Origin of the sequence: Streptomyces sp. NBC_00461 (assembly GCF_036013935.1) — a bacterium.
In the GTDB taxonomy this organism is placed as follows: Bacteria; Actinomycetota; Actinomycetes; order Streptomycetales; family Streptomycetaceae; genus Streptomyces.
Genome location: NZ_CP107902.1, coordinates 2,090,106 through 2,108,137 on the forward strand (window position 1 = coordinate 2,090,106; position 18,032 = coordinate 2,108,137).

An 18,032-nucleotide genomic window follows, 5' to 3' on the forward strand; every position below is an offset into this window, starting at 1 on the left:
AATGGCCCGTGCGGGTCGTACGGGCTGTGAGTCACGGAAGTTAACGGACTGTACGCGGTCGGGGGAAGACAACGGACGGAATCGGGCCCTTCATTCCGCCCAGCGAGAAAGCGGACGCTCGTATTCAGTCGGCTCAGCGGGTCGCCGTCAGATGCGCGAAGACGACGACGTTGCTGCTGTAGCCCGTCCGGCGACTGAAGAGACCACCGCAGGTGAGCACGCGCAGCTCGGGGCGCCGGCTCGGGCCGTACACCTCCTTGTCGGGGAAGCGGGCCTTGTCGAAGACCCGGACGCGGTCGACGGTGTAGACCGCGGTGCGGCCGTCGGCGCGCCGGGCCTCGATCCGGCCGCCGGGGTGCACCTGCGCGAGCGCGGCGAAGACGGCGGCGCCGGTCCTCGTGTCACGGTGGCCGACGGCGATGGCCGTGCCCATCTCGCCCGGTGTGGGCCCGTCCTGGTACCAGCCGACGAGCTTGGGTCTGTCCAGCGGCGGGGTGCCGAGCTGGCGGTCGGGGCCGACCCGCACCGCGACGATCGGCGCGTCGATCCCCAGAGACGGTACGCGCAGGCTGGTCGCCGGCGACCGGGGCAGCGGCCGGGGCGGTGCGGCGGGCCCCGCCGAGGACGTCGGCTCGACTGCCCCGGGCCGTCCGTCGGCGACGCCGGGGGCCGGCTCGGCAGGCGCCTCGGCGGGCGCCGGCCCCCCGGCCCGGACGGGCGCGGCCGTGTGGTGGTGCCCCCCGCACCGCACGACCGTCACCAGGACGGCCACGATCACGGCCGTCCTGGCGAGGCGGTAGGCGCGGGTCCGGTACCAGGGCCTGCGTCTGCGCCTACGCGGCACCGTGGGAGCGGCGGCGCCGCAGCACCCGGACGTAGACGGCTCCGCCCACCGCCACCAGGCCGACGCCCGCGGCCGCGCTCAGCGGGTTGTACGACTGCACGGTGTCGACGAGACCGCCGCCCCCGGCGTGGACGCCGCCCTTCGGCCCGCCGTCCTGGTGGCCGCCCGGACCGCCGTGGTCCTCGATCGTCCGGTTCGGACCCTGCTGGCCTCGTTCCGGGTCGTGCTTGCTGTGGCAGTCGACAGTGAAGATCTTTTCCTTGGACCGGACGGGCAGTGCGTTCGGCGGCGTGAGGGGAATGAAGGTCCACACAAGCGTGTACCTGCCGTCGGCCAGCCCCAGGGTGTCGGTGTGACCGGCGCCGCCGGCGAGGGAGATCGTGCCGCTCACGGTGGCCGCGGTGGGCAGCGGAGGCTGTGCCGTGATGGAGTAGGAGACGCTGGTCACGTCGCCGAAGTTCGCGGCGTCGAGGTAGAACCTGCAGACCGCGGGGTCGTCCTTCGAGACACCGTAGGGCACGCGCTCCTCGTGGATCCTGATGTCGGCACCGTCGCCGGGGGCGGCCACAGCGGCCGTTGGCGCGAACCAGGAGGCCCCGGCCGCGGTGAGTACGGTGAGGGCGACGGCGCCGAGACGGGCGCCGGCGGACGGGGGCATCAAGGTGGGCATGGACGTTCCTCCGAGTCAGACGATTTTCATACAAATCGCTCTTTCACCTGACTCTCTTTCACATCCGGCCCTCGTCCTGCGGCAACGTCACCCGACGCGCCGTCAGATATCGCTCGACCGGCGCAATCGGCTTCCGGCCGGGCGCCCGTCCGAAGGGGTCCGGGCGACCTGGTCGCCGCCCGGGGCGGCCGGGGCACGCAGAGCGCTGCCCGCCGAGAGCAACAGCAGCGCCCCGAGCATCACGAACGGCGCCGCCACGCCCGCGACTCCCGCGACCAGGCCCGCCGCGGCCGGCGCGGCGACCTGACCGAGTCGGTTGCCGGTCAGACGCAGCGCGAGCGCCGTGGAGCGCGCGCCGTCCGGGGCGGCCTGGACGACGGTCGTCATGGACAGCGGCTGGCCGACGCCGAGGCAGAAGCCGAGGGCGGCCAGCAGTGCACCGAGCGCCCACACCGGCATCGGCAGGGCGATGCCGGCGCACAGCAGGGCCGCCAGCAGACAGGTCACGGTCAGCAGCGCGGGCCGGCCGAGCAGCCGCAGCAGCGGGGTGAGGACCAGACGGCAGGCGATGGTGGCCCCCGCTCGCACGCTCAGCAGCACACCGATCACCGACGGCGCGATGCCCCGGTGCTCGCCGACCACCGGCAGATAGGCGGTGAGGATGTCGGTGGCCGACAGCACCGAGAGGCTGACGAGCATGCCCGCTGGCACGCCCCGGGCGCGCAGGATGCCCCCGACCGGCACGCGAACCGCTTCTCTCGTACGGAACTCCACCGCCGTACGGTCCTCGATGCGCCACAGCGAGGTGAACGCGACGGCGGCACCGGCGCCCGCCACCACGAGGGCCAGCGCGCTGGTGCCGGCCATGTCCGGGCCGCCGATGAGCGTGCCCGCGGCGATCGGGCCGACCAGCTGGCCGAGCGAGGCGCCGATGGTGAAGTGGCCGAAGTTGCGGTCCTGTTCGTGCGGGGCGGACTGGCGGGCTACCAGGGACTGGGAGCCGATCACGAAGCAGAGGTGACCGAGGCCCATCACCCCGCTCCAGACCGCCATCGTCCACAGGGAGCCCGCCATGCCGCTCAGTGCGCAGCCGCCCGCTATCAGGACCACGCCCACCGGCAGCAGCGGTGCGCAGCGGCCGTGGTCGGTGCGACGGCCCAGCGGTACGGCGGCGAAGAGCGGAAGGAGGGCGTAGACGCCCGCGATGACGCCGACCGCCCGCTCGTCGGCGCCCAGCGCGAGGGCCCGGTAGGAGACGGCGGGCCGGGCCATCGACACCGCCCCCTGCGCGAAGCCGAAGGCGATGACGAGGCGGAGCAGCCAGCCGCGGTTCCCACCGGGCCTCATGGTGAAGTCCTCCAGACGAGGTGCGGGCCGCAATCGGACCGTGTCCGGCCTGCCCGGACGGCGTGCGGGCCGGATCAGATGATGCCGTAGAGGATTCCCGCCCCGAGGATCACCAGTGAGGTGAGCACGGCCCACTTCACGACGAACCTGGTGTGGTCGCCGAACTCGACCTTGGCCATGCCCACCAGGACGTAGACGGCCGGGACGAGCGGGCTCGACATGTGCAGCGGCTGGGCGATGAGGGAGGCGCGGGCGATCTCCAGGGACGAGACGCCGTGGGCCTGGCCGGCCTCGGCGAGCACCGGCAGGATGCCGAAGTAGAAGCCGTCGTTCGACATGAAGTACGTGAGCGGGATGCTCAGGATGCCGGTGACGAAGGCCATGTGCGGGCCCATGCCGTCGGGGATGTTCTCGACCAGCCATTTGGCCATGTGGTCGACCATGCCGGTGCCCTGGAGGACGCCGGTGAAGACGGCGGCGGCGAAGACCATGCCGGATACGTTGAGCACGTTCTCCGCATGGGCGGCGATGCGGGCCTTCTGGTCCGGCATGTGCGGGAAGTTGACCGTCAGGGCGAGCGCGGCACCGAGCAGGAACAGCACCGGGATCGGCAGCCACTCCATGATCATGGCGGTGAGGAGCGTCACCGTGAGCAGCGCGTTGAACCAGTACAGCCTGGGGCGCAGGGTGGCCCGATGGGGGTCGAGGCCCTGGAAGCCCTCGTCCTCCTCCTCGTGCAGCTCCGCGTCCGTGCCCGAGCCCGAACCGCCGGTGCGCGCAAGGGACTTGCCGGTACCGGAGCCCACACCCGAACCGGAGCCGGCACCGACCGGCACGGTCTCCGTCTCCTTCTCCTCCACCAGCGCCTCGTCCAGCGTCAGCACGCCGAGCCGCTTGCGCTCGCGACGGCCGAGGACGTACGAGAGCGCGAGGACGAACACCAGGCCCGTGGCGAGCGCCGGGATCATCGGGACGAAGATGTCGCTCGCGTCGAGCTTGAGCGCGGTCGCGGCGCGGGCGGTCGGGCCGCCCCACGGCAGGGTGTTCATCACGCCGTTGGCCATGGCCGCGACGCCGGTCATCACGACCAGACTCATCTTCAGGCGCTTGTACAGCGGGTACATCGCCGAGACGGTGATCATGAAGGTGGTCGAGCCGTCGCCGTCCAGCGAGACGATCGCGGCGAGGACGGCCGTACCGACGACGATCCGCAGCGGGTCGGCCTTGCAGAACTTCAGGATGGCCCGAACGACCGGGTCGAAGAGGCCGACGTCGATCATCACGCCGAAGTAGACGATCGCGAACATGAGCATCGCCGCGGTGGGCGCGAGGCTGGTGACGCCGTCGAGGACGTAGTCGCCGAGCTTCGCCCCCTTCCCGACGAAGACGCAGAACAGTGCCGGGATCAGCACGAGTGCCGCGATCGGCGACATCTTCTTCAGCATGATCAGGACCAGGAAGGTCGCGATCATGGCGAAGCCGAGGATGGTCAGCATGAGTGGATACCTAACGTTCGCCCTTGAACATCCCACCGGGCAGGCGGTGCGACGACGTTAGGTCCGTTCAAACGGCGTTAACAAGACGTTGACCTGTGAGCAATAAGCGCAAAACTGCAGGTCAGAGCTTTGCTCAGGTCAGAGGCATGACCATTTCGGCCGCGGGGGCGATTTCGACCGGCACTCCGTTGAGGACCGCGTTGCCCGAGAGCGGGTCGAGCAGGCTGCCGTCGAGGAGCTGGTTGACGTTGACACCGGGATCCGTGGCGGCATGGCTCATCCGGGTGCCGGGCCGGTCGTGGCCCCACCCGTGCGGCAGGCTCACCACCCCCGGACGCACGCCGTCGGTGACCTCCGCGGGGGCGGTCACCTCTCCCCCGGCTCCCTTCACGCGTACGGCGGCGCCGTCCAGCACGCCGAGGCGCTCGGCGTCCTCGGGGTGGATGTGCAGGGTGCAGCGGTTGGTGCCGCCGGTGAGGGCGGGGACGTTGTGCATCCAGCTGTTGTTGGAGCGCAGGTGCCGGCGGCCGACCAGGACGAGTCCGTCAGGGAGCTCCGCCAGGGCCCGCTTCAGCCTGGGCAGATCGCCGGCGATCGGCTGCGGCAGCAGTTCGACCTTGCCGCTCCTGGTCTTCAGCGGCTGCGGGAGGCGGGAGCGCAGCGGACCGAGGTCGATGCCGTGCGGGTGCGCGAGGAGCCGCTCCAGGCTCAGCCCTTCCGGCCGTACGCCGAAGCCGTCGCCGTAGGGGCCGAGGCGCAGCATCATGTCGAGCCGTCGCTCGGGGCCGCTCACACCGGTGAGCGCGGCGGCGAGTTCCTTCGGGTCGCGGCCGTGCACCGGGGAGTGCGCCTCCTTGACCGCCTTGCCGAGGGTCTGCGCGATCACCAGGTCGTCGACGGCGGACGGATCGGCGCCGTGCATGCCGGTGGCCGCCAGGACCAGCCGGGCGAGGATCTCGGTCTCGGCGAGGCGGCCGGGCTCCAGGGGGACGGCGGGGCGGGTGTAGCGGACCTGGTTGCGTACGGCGAGGGTGTTGAAGGCGAAGTCGTGGTGCGGGCTCTGGGAGGGCGGGGGCGGCGGCAGGACGACATGGGCGTGGCGCGAGGTCTCGTTGAGGTAGGGGTCGACGCTGACCATGAAGTCCAGGGAGTCCAGGGCCTTGTCGAGCCGGTCGCCGTCGGGCGCGGACAGCACCGGGTTGGCGGCGACGGCGACGAGGGCCCGGATCGGCTCGCCCTGCTCGGTGGCGGTGTCGATCTCCTCGGCGAGCGCGGAGAGCGGCAACTCGCCCTTCGCCTCGGGGTGTTCGCTCACCCGCGAGTGCCAGCGGCCGAGTGTGAAGCCGTGGCTCGGTCCGGCCGGGCGGGGCGTCCTGTCGGTTGCCGCCTGCGGGAAGAGGGCGCCGCCGGGGCGGTCGAGGTTGCCGGTGAGGATGTTGAGGACGTCGACGAGCCAGCTGCCGAGGGTGCCGTACGGGACGGTGCAGCTGCCGATGCGGCCGTACACGGCGGCGGTGGGGGCGGCGGCGAGTTCACGGGCGAGGGCGCGGGTCACGTCGGCGTCCACGTCGCAGGCCGGGGCGACCGCCTCGGGCGTGAAGTCCCTTACCGCTTCGCGCAGTTCGTCGAGGCCCTGGAGGTGCTCGGTCAGCTCCCCGGGATCGACGAGGCCCTCCTCGAACAGGACGTACGCCATGGCCGCGAGGAGGAGCGCGTCGGTGCCGGGGCGGATCGCCAGGTGCCGGTCGGCGAGTTTCGCGGTGCGGGTGCGGCGCGGGTCGATGACGGTGAGGGTGCCGCCGCGGGCCTTGAGGGCCTTGAGCTTGCCGGGGAAGTCGGCGGCGGTGCACAGACTCCCGTTGGACTCCAGGGGGTTGGCGCCGATGAGGAGCAGATGGTCGGTGTGGTCCAGGTCCGGCACGGGGATCGCGTTCGCGTCGCCGAAGAGAAGGCCGCTGGAGACGTGCTTGGGCATCTGGTCGACGGTGGACGCGGTGAAGACGCTGCGGGTGCCGAGGCCGGCGAGCAGCACCGGCGGGTAGAGGGCGCCGGCCATGGTGTGCACGTTGGGGTTGCCGAGGACCACGCCCACCGCGTGCGGGCCGTGCCGTTCGACGACGGGCCTCAGGCCCGCGGCGACCGCGTCGAACGCCTCCTCCCAGGTGGCCTCGCACAGCTCGCCGTCCTTGCGCACGAGCGGGGTGCGCAGCCGGTCGGGGTCGCCGTCGACGGCACCGAACGAGGCGCCCTTGGGGCAGATGAACCCCTTGCTGAACACGTCGTCGCGATCACCGCGGGCGCCGGTGACCCGGGTGCCCTCGATGGTGAGGGTCAGCCCGCAGGTGGCCTCGCACAGGGGACAGATACGCAGAGCGGTGCGGGACACGGGGTCCTCCCGGTGGGCGACGACGCTGGGCCCGACCGAGCATACCGACTGGTATGCAGGTACGGGAGGCCCCGTCGGGGATGAGGTCGGAAAACCGCGAGGTGCACACCGGACCGCTCTCTGACCGCCATCGAACCGCCCCCGGACCGCCCCCGGACCGCTCTCAGTCCAGCACCCGCGCCAGATAGGCCCGCAACAGCTCCCGCGCCTCGTCGATGATCCTGGGGTCACCCTCGGGCGCCATCCTGAAGGCCAGGTGGACCAGGGTGTCGGCGGTCTCCACGGCGATGAGGAAGGCGCGGCGCAGATCCTCGTCCGGCTCCCGGTCGAGGTAGCCGGAGAGCAGGTCGGTGAGGCGGTCGGCGACACGGTGGTTGGGTTCGGCGTTGCGGGCGCCGACCGGGATCTGGTTGCCGAAGTCGACGAGGGAGAAGCCGGGGGCGGTGCGTTTCATGGCCAGGTACTCGTCGAGGACGGCGTCCATCGCCGAGCGCCAGCCCCCGTCACCGGCCGACTTCAGCCGCTCGGTGACCTGCTCGGTGAAGCGCTCCAGGTTGCGCTGGGCGAGCGCGTCGGCCATCTGCCGCTTGTTGCCGAAGAAGCGGTAGACCGAGCCGATGGGGACCTGGGCGCGCTGGGCCACGGCCCGGGTGCTCAGGTCGTCGTAACCGACCTCGTCGAGGAGGTCGGCGCAGGCGTCGAGGATTTTGGTCAGACGTTCTGCACTGCGCCGCTGCACAGGTGCACGGCGTAGCGATGTCGCGTGGGGCACGGGCTTCATGATGCCTTTCCGGCGCGCTCCGGAGAACCTCGCCCCCCAGTACGCGTATAGGTGCCAGATGCACTCAATGCGCTCACGCCCGGACCGCCGCCCGGGGCGCCCGCCGCCTCGGACGCCGTGATGTCGGCGGTGCTCTCGACGGGCTCACCCTTCACCGCCCACACGGTGCCGTCGTCGGCGTACAGCCGGGCGGTGACGTGGTGCGTGCCGCGGGGCACGAGCCGGGCCGGGAGGCGGTAGGTGAGGCCACGAAGCCGGGTGACGAGCCGGTCGTCGACGAAGACGTAGGCGACACCTCGGCCCGCCCTCGCCCGCGGCGACGCATCGCCGGGAGAGAAGCGGAAGTTGCGGACGGTCAGGCGGACGTCCCAGGTGTCATGGACGTCCGGCTGCACCTCGATGCCGACCTCGGGCGCGCCCCTCTTCTGCACCTCACGGTAGTGCCGGCCCTGTTTGTCCGTATGGTTCAGGACCTTGCCCACCGGAGAGACCGACTCCCCGTTCTTCCCCTCGCGGGCATCACTGGAGCCGCAGCTCGCGGATCCGGTCAACAGCAGGACACAGACCGCGAGCGCGGCAAGGAGACCCCGCGTCCACGACATGCCCGGGAGACTAGAACACCGGTCCGACAGCCGGATCCCCCTGGAGTCTGGTTCTCGTTCCTCCCCGGTTCCTCCCTGGCGAGGAGGTCCCCAGGCCCCCTTGCGCCGGTGAAACCGCAATCCTACGGTGATACATAGGAATCAGATGCGCAGGAATCAGGCCGCAGCAGTTCGCAAGGGAGCGACGATGAGCGATGGGGGTACCGCCCGCACGAGCGGGTTCGAGCGCGGGGGAGCGCGCAAGACGGCCGAGGGGCTGACCTACCTGACCGGTTTCGGCAACGAGCACAGCTCCGAGGCCGTCCCCGGCGCCCTGCCCGTGGGCCGCAACTCGCCACAGCGCGCGCCCCTCGGGCTGTACGCGGAACAGCTCAGCGGTACGGCGTTCACCGAGCCGCGGGCCCACAACCGGCGCTCCTGGCTCTACCGGATCCGCCCGTCGGCCGCGCACCCGGCGTTCACCCGCACGGACAACGGCGCGATCCGTACGGCCCCCTTCACCGAGTCGGTGCCCGACCCCAACCGCCTGCGCTGGAACCCGCTGCCCGAACCCGCGTCCGGTACGGACTTCCTCGCGGGCCTGTGGACCCTCGGCGGCAACGGCGACGCCACGCAGCGCGCCGGCATGGCGGTGCACCTCTATCACGCCAACTCCTCGATGGAGCGCGTCTTCAGTGATGCGGACGGGGAGCTGCTGATCGTCCCGGAGCGCGGCGGGCTGCTGCTGCGCACCGAGTTCGGGCTGCTGCATGTGGAACCGGGACATGTGGCGCTGGTTCCCCGTGGGGTGCGCTTCCGTGTGGAGCTGCTTGATGCCTTTGCCCGCGGTTATGTGTGCGAGAACTACGGGGCGCCCTTCGCCCTCCCCGACCTCGGCCCGATCGGCGCCAACGGCCTCGCCAACCCCCGCGACTTCCAGGCTCCCGTCGCCGCGTACGAGGACGGGGGCGACACTGACACGGCGGGCCCGGTGGAGGTCGTGAACAAGTTCTGCGGCAACCTCTGGACGGCCGTGTACGACCACTCGCCGCTCGACGTGGTCGCCTGGCACGGCAACCTCGTGCCGTACGTCTACGACCTGCGCCGCTTCAACGCCATCGGCACCATCTCCTACGACCATCCCGACCCGTCGATCTTCACCGTCCTGACGTCGCCGTCCGACACCCCGGGGCTGGCCGGCGTCGACTTCGTCGTCTTCGCGCCGCGCTGGCTGGTCGGCGAGGACACCTTCCGGCCGCCGTACTTCCACCGGAACGTGATGAGCGAGTACATGGGTCTGATCGAGGGCGCCTACGACGCCAAGACCGCCGGGAAGGGGGGCTTCGTGCCGGGCGGCGGGTCGCTGCACAACATGATGTCGGCGCACGGTCCTGACCGGGAGACGTTCGACCGGGCGAGCGCGGCCGAGCTGAAGCCGCAGAAGGTGGACGACGGGCTGGCGTTCATGTTCGAGACGCGCTGGCCGGTGACGCTCACCCCGCACGCGGCGGGCGCGGAGCACCTGCAGCAGCGCTACGACGACGTGTGGCAGGGCCTGGAGAGGCATTTCCGCCCCTTGCACTGAAGATTCACTACCGGTACGGATGGCCCCGTGACCTCCTTCGCCCCGGACTCGATCGTCCTGAACCGCAAGCTGCCGCTCTGGTACCAGGTGTCGCAGTCCCTGCGCGCCTCGATACTCGGCCGCTCGCCCCAGGACCCGCTGCGACTGCCCACCGAGGAGCAGCTGGCCGGGCACTACGGGGTCAGCGTGCTGACCATGCGGCAGGCGCTGAAGGAGCTGGAGGACGAGGGCCTGATCACGCGCCACCGCCGCCGGGGCACGTTCATCGAGCCACAGGCGAGACGGGGCGCCCCGGTCCGCCTGCTCGGCTCGGTGGACGCCATCGTGGCCCAGCAGTCCGGGATGACGACCGAACTGCTGGACCACGGCCCGGCGCCCGTGCCGCCCGAACTCGCCGAGTACTTCCCGGAGATCGACGAGGTGGGCATGTACCACCGCCTGCGCGGCGACGAGAAGACGGGCGAGCCGACCAACCACGCCCGCAACTACGTCCGGCCCGAACTGGCCGCCCGCATCGACCCGTCGGACCTGCTCCGCTGGCCGATGACCAAGGTGCTGCGTGACGTGATGCTGGCGGACATCAGCCGCATCACGGACACCGTGGAGGCCCGGCTGGCGGACCCGGAGACCGCCCGGCTGCTCCAAGTCCCGCTGCTCAGCCCGATCCTGCACTACACGGGTGTGACCTACGACGCACAGGGAAGAGTCCTGGACGCGGCGGTGATCCACTACCGCGGCGACCGTTTCTCCTTCACGGTGACCCTGGACGCCACATGACCGCAGTGTCCGTACCACGTCGTACGATGCCGAGCGTGACGCACGACGACGCTCCGCTGCTGGCGGACCTCATGCCGTGGTCCGTCGCACCGCCGCGGCTCGGCCGAGGGTGGCCGACGGGCCCCGACGCCGCATCCCTGAAAGCCCGCTGGGACGCCCTGTTGAAGGCCGAAGGCCCGGACCGGGAGGCCCTGTTCGAGCCGACCCGCTCGCGCACCCTGCACACGGCGGTCGGCCGGCTCCCGGGCCAGTCGAGCGGCACCGAGAAGCTGATCCGTGCCGCGGGCCCCTGCCCGGACCCCGTACGGGTCCTGCACGCCCCCTTCGACGAGCAGTGGCTGATCCCCGACCACCGGCTGATCGACGCGGCCCGTCCCGAGCTGTGGCGGGTGGCCGACGAGCAGCAGATCTTCGTGGTGGAGACACCGTCGGAGACGACCGCCCCCCGCGTCCTGGCCACGTCCTGCCTCTCCCTCCTCCGCCCCGGCCGCATCCGTCCCCTGTACCGCCGCCCCGGCGGCACGGAACCCAACCTGGCGCCGGGGCTGCTCGACCACCTGGGCGCCCGGCTCGGCCACTCCCCCACGGCGCCGGACTTCCTTGCCTGGACGCTGTCGGCCGTACGGCCCGACCTGACGGTCCCGCTCACCGAGGACGCGGAACTCTGGTCCCGCGGAGTGGAGTTGGGCCGCCGCACGCTCTGGTTGATGCGCCGGGACGGCGAGCGTCCCAAGCTGCCGGGGGGCCGCAGGCCGTATGTGCGCGCCCCACTGCCGTCACGGCCGCTCACGATCGGCTACGACCGCGACGAGGAGACGCTGCTGCTCGACGAGGGCCGCATCTCCCCGGTGCCGCCCGAGGCCTGGGACTTCGAGGCGGCCGGCGTCCGGGTCCTGGAGCAGTGGTTCACGGCCCGCACTGCGCGGGCGGAGCCGGGAACCCTGGCGGCGATCCGGCCGACGGCATGGCCGCAGACGTGGACCTCGGAGCTGCTGGAGCTGATCACGGTCCTGGCGCTGCTGGCCGAACTGCGGTCACAGCAGGAGGAGTTGACGGCGACGGCACCCGTCACCGCCTCCGAACTGCACAAGGCGGGAGTGCTCCCGGCGCCGGAGACGACACGGAAGCCGGCCTCGGTCCTCGATCACCACGAGGAGGGGCCCGAGGGCCAGTTCGCGCTGATCTAACCCCCGCCCCGTTCCCGCGTCTTCTCGCTCCCGCGGCTACTTCCCGGGCGCGAAGGCGTCCAGCATCCGCTCCACCATCAGGTCGAAGGCCCCGTCGAGATCGATCGGCCCGGGGTCCTCCGTGAACGCCGCGGCCATCCGCGGATAGGCGCCGCCCGCCACCTGGCTCCCCAGGTAGGCGATCCGTGCCGCGCTCTCCTCCTCCGCCGACCACGGCAGCGACCGCGTCCGCTCGGCGGCGGCCAGCTCCGTCGCGACGTACGACGTCACGCACCCGTTCAACATGCCGACCAGCTGCATCTTCATGCCGTAGCGCGCCTGGAGCGGATCCAGGCAGACCAGGCAGTGCTCCAGGTAGCGCAGGGCGTTCGGGCTGAAGCCGTAGACCGGTGACATCAGCCGGGTCATCCACGGATGCCGGTGCATCAGCGCCCGCGTCTGCCCGGCGACCCGGCGCATGTCGCCCCGCCAGTCCCCCGACGGCTCCAACAGCTCGTGCTCACCGCTGACCGCGTCCACCATCAGCTCGTACAGGTCCTCCTTACGGGGGACATAGTTGTACAGCGACATGGTCCCGCAGCCCAGCTCGGCCGCGACATGCCGCATCGACACCGCGTCCAGGCCACCGGAGTCGGCGATGCGCACCGCCGCCGCCGCGATGTCGGCGCGTGTGTACGCCGGCCTCGGCCCCCGGCCCGTCCGCTCGGGACGCGCCCAGATCACTTCGGGTACCGCCGCTCGGCCCGCCATCGATCATCACCTCGGCCACCATCCTAGTTACGTACGGCGTACGCAGTGCGCTATGGTCGGGACATGACTTCTACGTACGCTGTACTCAGTGAAGGTCTGAAGAAGAAGTTCGGGAAGGTGCAGGCGGTGCGCGGGCTGGATCTCGCGGTGGCCCAGGGCACGGTCTGCGGTGTCCTCGGGCCCAACGGGGCGGGCAAGACGACCGCTGTACGCCTGCTGACGACGCTGCTGCGGCCCGACGAGGGCTCGGCTCGGGTCGCAGGACACGATCTCGTCCGGGAGCCCGCGGCCGTACGGCGCAGGATCGGCGTCACCGGGCAGTACGCGTCGGTCGACGGCGACCTCACGGGCCGTGAGAACCTGCGGCTGTTCGCGCGGCTGCACCGGGTGCGGGCGCCCGGACGGCGCGCCGACGAGCTCCTCGACCGGTTCGGGCTGGCCGAGGCGGCGGACCGGCCCGCGTCCGGGTACTCGGGCGGCATGCGCCGCCGGCTGGACCTGGCGGCCAGTCTGATCCGCCGCCCCGACGTGCTGTTCCTGGACGAGCCGACGACCGGGCTCGACCCCTCCAGCCGCAACCTGATCTGGGACGCGGTGCGTGAGCTGACGGCCGACGGCACGACGGTGCTGCTGACCACGCAGTACCTGGAGGAGGCCGACCAACTCGCCGACGACATCGCCCTGGTGGACCGGGGACGGGTGGCGCACACGGGGTCGCCCGCGCAGTTCAAGGCGGTCATCGGCACGTATGTCGAGGTCATCGTCGCGGATGCGGACGTGATGGGGAGGGCGGCCGACGTGCTGGACCAACTCACGGGCGCCGAGCCATCGTTCGACCACGAGCGGCGCGCCGTCGGCGCGGTCACCCGGGACCGCACACTCACGCTGCCCCGCCTGGTGCGCGAACTCGACGCGGCGGGCGTGCCGTTGCTCGACGCGAACCTGCGACCGCCGACCCTCGACGAGGCCTTCCTCCGGCTGACCGAAGACGACAAGGAGCGAGCAGCATGAGCATGGTGGCGTACGACGGGACCGCCCTGCTGGGTCGTCAGCTGCGGCGGATGCGGAACAACCCGGGGCTGCTGATCCTGTCCCAGACGATGCCGATCAGCATGCTGCTGTTCTTCGGGTACGTCTTCGGCAGCGCGCTGGCCATGCCGGGCGGGGAGTACCGGTCCTTCCTGGTGCCGGGGCTGCTGGTGGCGACGGCCGCGAACGGCATCATGACCGGTATGTTCCAGGCCGCCCAGGACACGCACCGGGGCGTCATGGACCGGCTGCGGACGCTGCCGATCAGCCGGACGGCCGTGCCGCTCGGTCAGGCCGTGGCGGACGTCGTCGTCACGGCCGCCGGGACCGTGCCGTTCCTGCTGGTGGGACTGGCCGTGGGATGGCGTATCGAAGGGAGCGCGCTCGAAGCGGTGGGCGCCGTCGGCCTGTTGCTGCTGTTCCGGTTCGCGACGACGTGGGTCGGGATCTTCCTCGGCATGCTCACACGGAGCGAGGAGGCCGCGGGTCAGCTGGGTGGCGCGACCTTCATGCTGCCTCTGCTGTCCAACGCCTACATCCCGACCGAGGGTCTGCCGGGCTGGCTGCGGACGGTCGCCGAGTGGAATCCGATCAGCGCGGTGACGACGGCCCTGCGGGACCTCTTCGGCAACGCGCCGGTGCCGGGGGACGCGGCCTGGCCGGTGGCGCACCCGGTCGCCGGGTCACTGATGTGGTGCGCCGTGCTGATCGCGGTGTTCCTGCCGCTCGCGGTGCGCAGGTATGCGCGTGGGGAGCGCTGACCTCAACGGCCGGAAACTCCGGGGGGTGTTTCCTCGGATACGGAGCGGGTGGGACGTACCGGAGGTGATGGATCGGGAGATGTGGCCACGCCCGGGCGCAGGCCCGGGCGTCGCTGCGTGCCGTGGGGATGACGGAGACGGGATCACAGCGTCGCGCCGGACGACGCGGTGCTCCGGGCGCGGCCCTTTGTGGAACGAACGCCGGTTTCGCTCAGCGTCCGCCGAACAGCGAACGACGCAGCCGGCGCAGCGGCGCGAAGAGCAGGACACGACTCACGCGCTTGCCCCTTGCACTGCGCTCACGCGGGGTGTCACGCGCCGTCAGCTCACGCATCAGCAAGGTCGCCTCGGCCGCTTCCCGCTGTGGGACGGCAGGGCCTCCCAGCACCGAGAGGTGGCGGTCGAGGCGCGAACTGGTCGCGCTGCTCCCGCACGTGATCGCAGGGACCCTGGCCCTGCTGCGCACTGTTATCTGTTCCATGTCACTCCCCACCCGTACGAGTCCACCCGGCCCGGGCAGGGTAACCCTATCGCCCCGTCGGGGCACTCGTGTATCGCGGTCACAGGATTCACCTTCCCCGTAAGGGTGTTGACGACTCTTCGTTCGTCACTCTCCGAATCCAACCGATTTCAGGGCGAGTTGGACAATGGGCTGGCTGGTGGGCTGCGGTGAGCCGCCGTCGGGCTCGACGGTCACAGCGAGTGACGTGGCGGATTTGTTGAGGTCGGTCGCGACCAAGGGTGTGTCGCCGCCCTTGAAAAGCCCGAGGGAGCGCGGTTGCACGTTGGGGCGCATGAGCCACAGCTGGTGCACGCGTCCGCTGGGCAGATCGCCGTATCCGCTGAGCGTGACGACGGCCTGCCCCTCCGATGCGGAAGCGACCACTCCGATACTTCGGCCCCGGGCGTCCTTGCCGGAGTTCGCGCGGGCGTCGGGAGCTGCGAGAACGTGGGCGATCTCACGTGCCTGCGAGCGTTCGGCGTTCAGGGTGTCCTGGGTCTTGTTCGCCTGGACGGCGAAGAGCGAGGCGACGACGAGGGCCGCGGCGGCGGTGGCCGTGGCGAACGGCACGAAGAGGGGGCGGCGCTCACGAGGCGCACGGGAGCGTGCCGACGGCGGCTGCGTGCCCCACACGTGCGGCGGCAGCTGGGGTGTGTGCTCCCGTGCGGCCCCCGGCTCCTGCGGTGTGGCCCGTACGGCGGCCAGCACCCGGTTGCGCATCGCGGTCGGTGCCGGAGCCGCCGTGGACCAGGCGAGGCGGACGGCGTCCTCGGACAGGGCGCGCACCTCGGCGGCGCAGATGTCGCACGACGCGAGGTGCTTCTCGAAGCGGAGCCGTTCCGCGGGCTCCAGGGCGTCGAGTGCGTACGGGGCCGCGAGCGAGTGCAGGTCCCCGCGGCGCAGCAGTTTGTCGAGGAGACTCATGCGAAACCTCCCAGGCACTTGCGCAGCTGGGTGAGTCCATCGCGCATACGGGTCTTGACCGTGCCCAGCGGCAGCGAGAGCCGCTCGGCCACTTCACGGTACGTGTAGCCGTCGTAGTAGGCGAGGGTGACGGACTGGCGCTGCAGGGTGGTGAGGCGGTCCAGGCAGCGGCGGACCCACTCGCGTTCGAGGCCCGCCTCGACCTCCTCGGTCACCTGGTCGAAGGCGGGGTTGTGGGACCGGCGGGCCTCGCGCTGCTCGCGTTCGCCGGCCGCGCGGGCGCTGCGCACCCGGTCGACGGCGCGGCGGTGGGCGAGGGTGAGGATCCAGGACAGGGCGCTGCCGCGTCCGGGGTCGAACCGCGCGGCGGACCGCCAGAGTTCGAGCAGCACCTCCTGGGCCACCTCCTCCGACTGCGCGGGATCCCGCACGACACGTCGGACCAGTCCGAACACCGGACCGGACACCATGCCGTACAGCACCTCGAATGCCTTCTGGTCCCCGCCTGCCACGAGTACCAGAAGCTCGTCCGCCTCCACTCGTTCCCCCTCTCTCCGGCCGCATGGGCCCCGTCCCGTCACACCAGGCATTCGCAACGAACGCACCTCCGGATGGGGTTACGGATCGCCGTGCCCAAAACGCGGGTCCGCGCTCCATGAATCCACGCTCGTCGACACAAGATTCCCGGCTCGTCTGAAACAAGATTCCAAGTTCGCCGTAAGAACGTTTGGGATTCGACCAATCCGCCCTGCCGACCGCTCCGAATCAGCGTTCGTCAGGCAAGTTGGGACTGAGGACGGACGGCATGACACCTATCTCCAGGAGCGGTGCGGGACGCAGGAGCATCGCGACCCTGATAGCCGGCGCGCTGGCCGCCGGGGGGCTCGCAGCCGCCGGCGTGGCCACGCTGGAACCGGGGGCGGCCTCCGCCTCCAGCCACCGGGAGGCCCCGCTGATCTCGGGGCAGCCCCAGTACGACAACACGGACGTGTACGCGTTCGTCAGCCCGGACAAGCCGGACACGACGACGATCATCGCCAACTGGATCCCCTTCGAGGACCCGGCGGGCGGCCCGAACTTCTTCACGTTCGCGGACGACGCGCAGTACGACATCCACATCGACAACAACGGTGACGCGCAGGGCGAGTTGCTGCTGCGCTACACGTTCAAGACGCACACGAAGAACAAGAACACGTTCCTCTACAACACGGGCGCGGTCACCAGCCTGAACGACCCCGACCTGAACGTCACGCAGACGTACGACATCGACCTGGTCAAGCTGCACAACCAGAAGGTGATGTCGAAGACGAAGCTCGCCGACAACGTGCCGGTGGCGCCGTCGAACGTCGGCAAGGCGTCGATGCCGGACTACAACACCCTGCGCAAGCAGGCGGTCTACAAGCTCGCGAACGGCGCGCAGACGTTCGCCGGGCAGGCGGACGACCCGTTCTTCCTGGACCTGCGCGTCTTCGACCTGCTGTACGGCGGCAACCTCTCCGAGGTCGGCCGGGACACCCTCAAGGGCTACAACGTCAACTCGATCGCCCTGCAGGTCCCGACGGACATGATCACGGAGTCGAAGCACCAGCCGGTCGTCGGCGTCTGGTCGACGACGCAGCGCAGGAACGCACAGGGCTACTACGAGCAGGTCTCCCGCCTGGGCAACCCGCTGGTCAACGAGGTTGTCAACCCGCTGAAGGACAAGGACAAGTTCAACGCGTCCTCGCCGTGGTACGACGCCCAGTTCCTGAAGAACGTGACCAACCCGGAGCTGCCCAAGCTCATCGAGGGGATCTACAAGATCAAGGCGCCCGCCGAGCCGCGCAACGACCTCGTCGACGTCTTCCTGAAGGGCGTCAAGGGCCTCAACCAGCCGCCGAACGTGCGCCCGGCGGAGGAGCTGCGCCTGAACACCTCGATCAAGCCGACCGCCTACCCGAAGCGGCTGGGCGTGCTCGACGGTGACAACGCGGGCTTCCCGAACGGCCGTCGCCTCACCGACGACGTGATCGACGAGGCGCTGCAGGTCGTCGAGGGTGAACTGGTCGGCTCCAAGAACGACTTGGGCGACGCGGTCGACAAGAACGACAAGAACTTCGGCCACTCCTTCCCGTACCTGGCCAACCCGACGGCCGGTTCGCGCGGTGCCACCGCCAAGGGTGTCACCAGCGGCAACGACGTCCGCAACCAGCTGGGCGACGCGCTGCAGCCGGCCGGTTCCTCCTCCGGCGGTATGACCGACACGAGTCTGATCGCCGCCTCCGCGGGAGCCGGCGCCGCCGGGATCGCGCTGATCGGCGCGGCCCTGATGTGGTGGCGCCGGATGCGGAGCCGGGCCTACTAGGCCCTTTCCCGCGGGCCGGGCGTCGCTCCTGAACAGCGCCGCCCGGGCCGCCCCACCGACTGGCGCGG

17 protein-coding genes are annotated in these 18,032 nt (G+C 70.9%); 6 read left to right on the forward strand and 11 right to left on the reverse strand.

All coding sequences use genetic code 11. The features are described 5' to 3' along the window. Nucleotides 1-133: 133 nt before the first annotated feature. The 7 genes from OG870_RS10005 to OG870_RS10035 form a co-directional block, all read right to left on the reverse strand. Nucleotides 134-844 carry a class F sortase gene (locus OG870_RS10005; RefSeq protein ID WP_266585756.1) on the reverse strand — a complete coding sequence of 237 codons (711 nt, stop codon included), beginning with the start codon at nucleotides 842-844 and terminating at the stop codon, nucleotides 134-136. Next, a complete protein-coding gene (locus OG870_RS10010) occupies nucleotides 834-1,514 on the reverse strand; it encodes a hypothetical protein (RefSeq protein WP_266511463.1) in 681 nt (226 codons plus the stop codon). The genes OG870_RS10005 and OG870_RS10010 overlap by 11 nt, the downstream gene beginning before the upstream one ends. A gap of 102 nt (nucleotides 1,515-1,616) precedes the next feature. Continuing rightward, entirely contained in the window at nucleotides 1,617-2,861 is a 1,245-nt protein-coding gene (locus tag OG870_RS10015) for an MFS transporter (RefSeq protein WP_266923546.1), read from the reverse strand. Between the two features lie 74 nt (nucleotides 2,862-2,935). Further along, the gene (locus OG870_RS10020; RefSeq protein WP_266585747.1) at nucleotides 2,936-4,357 is read right to left on the reverse strand and encodes a CitMHS family transporter; all 1,422 of its coding nucleotides are present in this window, start codon (nucleotides 4,355-4,357) and stop codon (nucleotides 2,936-2,938) included. Between the two features lie 133 nt (nucleotides 4,358-4,490). Next, the gene (locus tag OG870_RS10025) at nucleotides 4,491-6,743 is read right to left on the reverse strand and encodes a molybdopterin oxidoreductase family protein (RefSeq protein ID WP_266585745.1); all 2,253 of its coding nucleotides are present in this window, start codon (nucleotides 6,741-6,743) and stop codon (nucleotides 4,491-4,493) included. A 163-nt stretch (nucleotides 6,744-6,906) separates the two neighbouring features. Beyond that, nucleotides 6,907-7,524 carry a TetR/AcrR family transcriptional regulator gene (locus tag OG870_RS10030; RefSeq protein ID WP_266511475.1) on the reverse strand — a complete coding sequence of 206 codons (618 nt, stop codon included), beginning with the start codon at nucleotides 7,522-7,524 and terminating at the stop codon, nucleotides 6,907-6,909. Further along, on the reverse strand, nucleotides 7,521-8,126 hold the full coding sequence (locus OG870_RS10035; RefSeq protein WP_266585743.1) for a hypothetical protein: 606 nt from the start codon (nucleotides 8,124-8,126) through the stop codon (nucleotides 7,521-7,523). The genes OG870_RS10030 and OG870_RS10035 overlap by 4 nt, the downstream gene beginning before the upstream one ends. A gap of 187 nt (nucleotides 8,127-8,313) precedes the next feature. Here OG870_RS10035 and hmgA point away from each other — a divergent pair, with 187 nt between their 5' ends. From hmgA to OG870_RS10050, 3 genes are read left to right on the forward strand one after another with little or no spacing between them, the layout of a single operon-like run. Further along, entirely contained in the window at nucleotides 8,314-9,690 is a 1,377-nt protein-coding gene (gene hmgA / locus OG870_RS10040) for a homogentisate 1,2-dioxygenase (RefSeq protein ID WP_327690817.1), read from the forward strand. A 27-nt stretch (nucleotides 9,691-9,717) separates the two neighbouring features. After that, nucleotides 9,718-10,467, forward strand: a complete 750-nt coding sequence (locus tag OG870_RS10045) for a GntR family transcriptional regulator (RefSeq protein WP_266585739.1) — start codon at nucleotides 9,718-9,720, stop codon at nucleotides 10,465-10,467. A 26-nt stretch (nucleotides 10,468-10,493) separates the two neighbouring features. Continuing rightward, entirely contained in the window at nucleotides 10,494-11,654 is a 1,161-nt protein-coding gene (locus OG870_RS10050) for a type ISP restriction/modification enzyme (RefSeq protein ID WP_266585737.1), read from the forward strand. Nucleotides 11,655-11,690: 36 nt separating this feature from the next. Here the strand turns inward: OG870_RS10050 and OG870_RS10055 are convergent, their stop codons facing one another. Beyond that, on the reverse strand, nucleotides 11,691-12,404 hold the full coding sequence (locus OG870_RS10055; protein WP_266585735.1) for a TetR/AcrR family transcriptional regulator: 714 nt from the start codon (nucleotides 12,402-12,404) through the stop codon (nucleotides 11,691-11,693). 63 nt (nucleotides 12,405-12,467) lie between these two features. Here OG870_RS10055 and OG870_RS10060 point away from each other — a divergent pair, with 63 nt between their 5' ends. Continuing rightward, nucleotides 12,468-13,415, forward strand: a complete 948-nt coding sequence (locus OG870_RS10060; protein WP_266585733.1) for an ATP-binding cassette domain-containing protein — start codon at nucleotides 12,468-12,470, stop codon at nucleotides 13,413-13,415. Further along, entirely contained in the window at nucleotides 13,412-14,194 is a 783-nt protein-coding gene (locus OG870_RS10065; protein WP_266511491.1) for an ABC transporter permease, read from the forward strand. The genes OG870_RS10060 and OG870_RS10065 overlap by 4 nt, the downstream gene beginning before the upstream one ends. A 211-nt stretch (nucleotides 14,195-14,405) precedes the next feature. On the opposite strand, the gene OG870_RS10070 is transcribed toward OG870_RS10065, so the two are convergent. The 3 genes from OG870_RS10070 to OG870_RS10080 form a co-directional block, all read right to left on the reverse strand. Further along, the gene (locus OG870_RS10070) at nucleotides 14,406-14,675 is read right to left on the reverse strand and encodes a hypothetical protein (protein ID WP_266511494.1); all 270 of its coding nucleotides are present in this window, start codon (nucleotides 14,673-14,675) and stop codon (nucleotides 14,406-14,408) included. Nucleotides 14,676-14,801: 126 nt separating this feature from the next. Beyond that, complete coding sequence (locus OG870_RS10075) at nucleotides 14,802-15,620, reverse strand: anti-sigma factor (protein ID WP_327690818.1); 819 nt, start codon at nucleotides 15,618-15,620, stop codon at nucleotides 14,802-14,804. Next, the gene (locus tag OG870_RS10080) at nucleotides 15,617-16,210 is read right to left on the reverse strand and encodes a sigma-70 family RNA polymerase sigma factor (protein WP_266511499.1); all 594 of its coding nucleotides are present in this window, start codon (nucleotides 16,208-16,210) and stop codon (nucleotides 15,617-15,619) included. Before OG870_RS10080 ends, OG870_RS10075 begins: the two co-directional genes overlap by 4 nt. A 215-nt stretch (nucleotides 16,211-16,425) precedes the next feature. Between OG870_RS10080 and OG870_RS10085 the strand changes: the two genes are divergently transcribed. Beyond that, nucleotides 16,426-17,964, forward strand: coding sequence for a DUF4331 domain-containing protein (locus tag OG870_RS10085; RefSeq protein ID WP_266511502.1), 1,539 nt, complete (start codon nucleotides 16,426-16,428; stop codon nucleotides 17,962-17,964). The last annotated feature ends 68 nt before the right edge of the window (nucleotides 17,965-18,032 follow it).

Excerpts from the sequence above, each read along its gene's own strand:
- OG870_RS10085 (WP_266511502.1), top strand. The coding sequence starts at position 16,426 with ATGACACCTATCTCCAGGAGCGGTGCGGGACGCAGGAGCATCGCGACC.
- OG870_RS10010 (WP_266511463.1), bottom strand. The coding sequence starts at position 1,514 with ATGCCCACCTTGATGCCCCCGTCCGCCGGCGCCCGTCTCGGCGCCGTC.
- hmgA (WP_327690817.1), top strand. The coding sequence starts at position 8,314 with ATGAGCGATGGGGGTACCGCCCGCACGAGCGGGTTCGAGCGCGGGGGA.
- OG870_RS10015 (WP_266923546.1), bottom strand. The coding sequence starts at position 2,861 with ATGAGGCCCGGTGGGAACCGCGGCTGGCTGCTCCGCCTCGTCATCGCC.
- OG870_RS10060 (WP_266585733.1), top strand. The coding sequence starts at position 12,468 with ATGACTTCTACGTACGCTGTACTCAGTGAAGGTCTGAAGAAGAAGTTC.
- OG870_RS10020 (WP_266585747.1), bottom strand. The coding sequence starts at position 4,357 with ATGCTGACCATCCTCGGCTTCGCCATGATCGCGACCTTCCTGGTCCTG.
- OG870_RS10075 (WP_327690818.1), bottom strand. The coding sequence starts at position 15,620 with ATGAGTCTCCTCGACAAACTGCTGCGCCGCGGGGACCTGCACTCGCTC.
- OG870_RS10070 (WP_266511494.1), bottom strand. The coding sequence starts at position 14,675 with ATGGAACAGATAACAGTGCGCAGCAGGGCCAGGGTCCCTGCGATCACG.
- OG870_RS10055 (WP_266585735.1), bottom strand. The coding sequence starts at position 12,404 with ATGGCGGGCCGAGCGGCGGTACCCGAAGTGATCTGGGCGCGTCCCGAG.
- OG870_RS10065 (WP_266511491.1), top strand. The coding sequence starts at position 13,412 with ATGAGCATGGTGGCGTACGACGGGACCGCCCTGCTGGGTCGTCAGCTG.
- OG870_RS10035 (WP_266585743.1), bottom strand. The coding sequence starts at position 8,126 with ATGTCGTGGACGCGGGGTCTCCTTGCCGCGCTCGCGGTCTGTGTCCTG.
- OG870_RS10080 (WP_266511499.1), bottom strand. The coding sequence starts at position 16,210 with ATGCCTGGTGTGACGGGACGGGGCCCATGCGGCCGGAGAGAGGGGGAA.
- OG870_RS10030 (WP_266511475.1), bottom strand. The coding sequence starts at position 7,524 with ATGAAGCCCGTGCCCCACGCGACATCGCTACGCCGTGCACCTGTGCAG.
- OG870_RS10050 (WP_266585737.1), top strand. The coding sequence starts at position 10,494 with ATGCCGAGCGTGACGCACGACGACGCTCCGCTGCTGGCGGACCTCATG.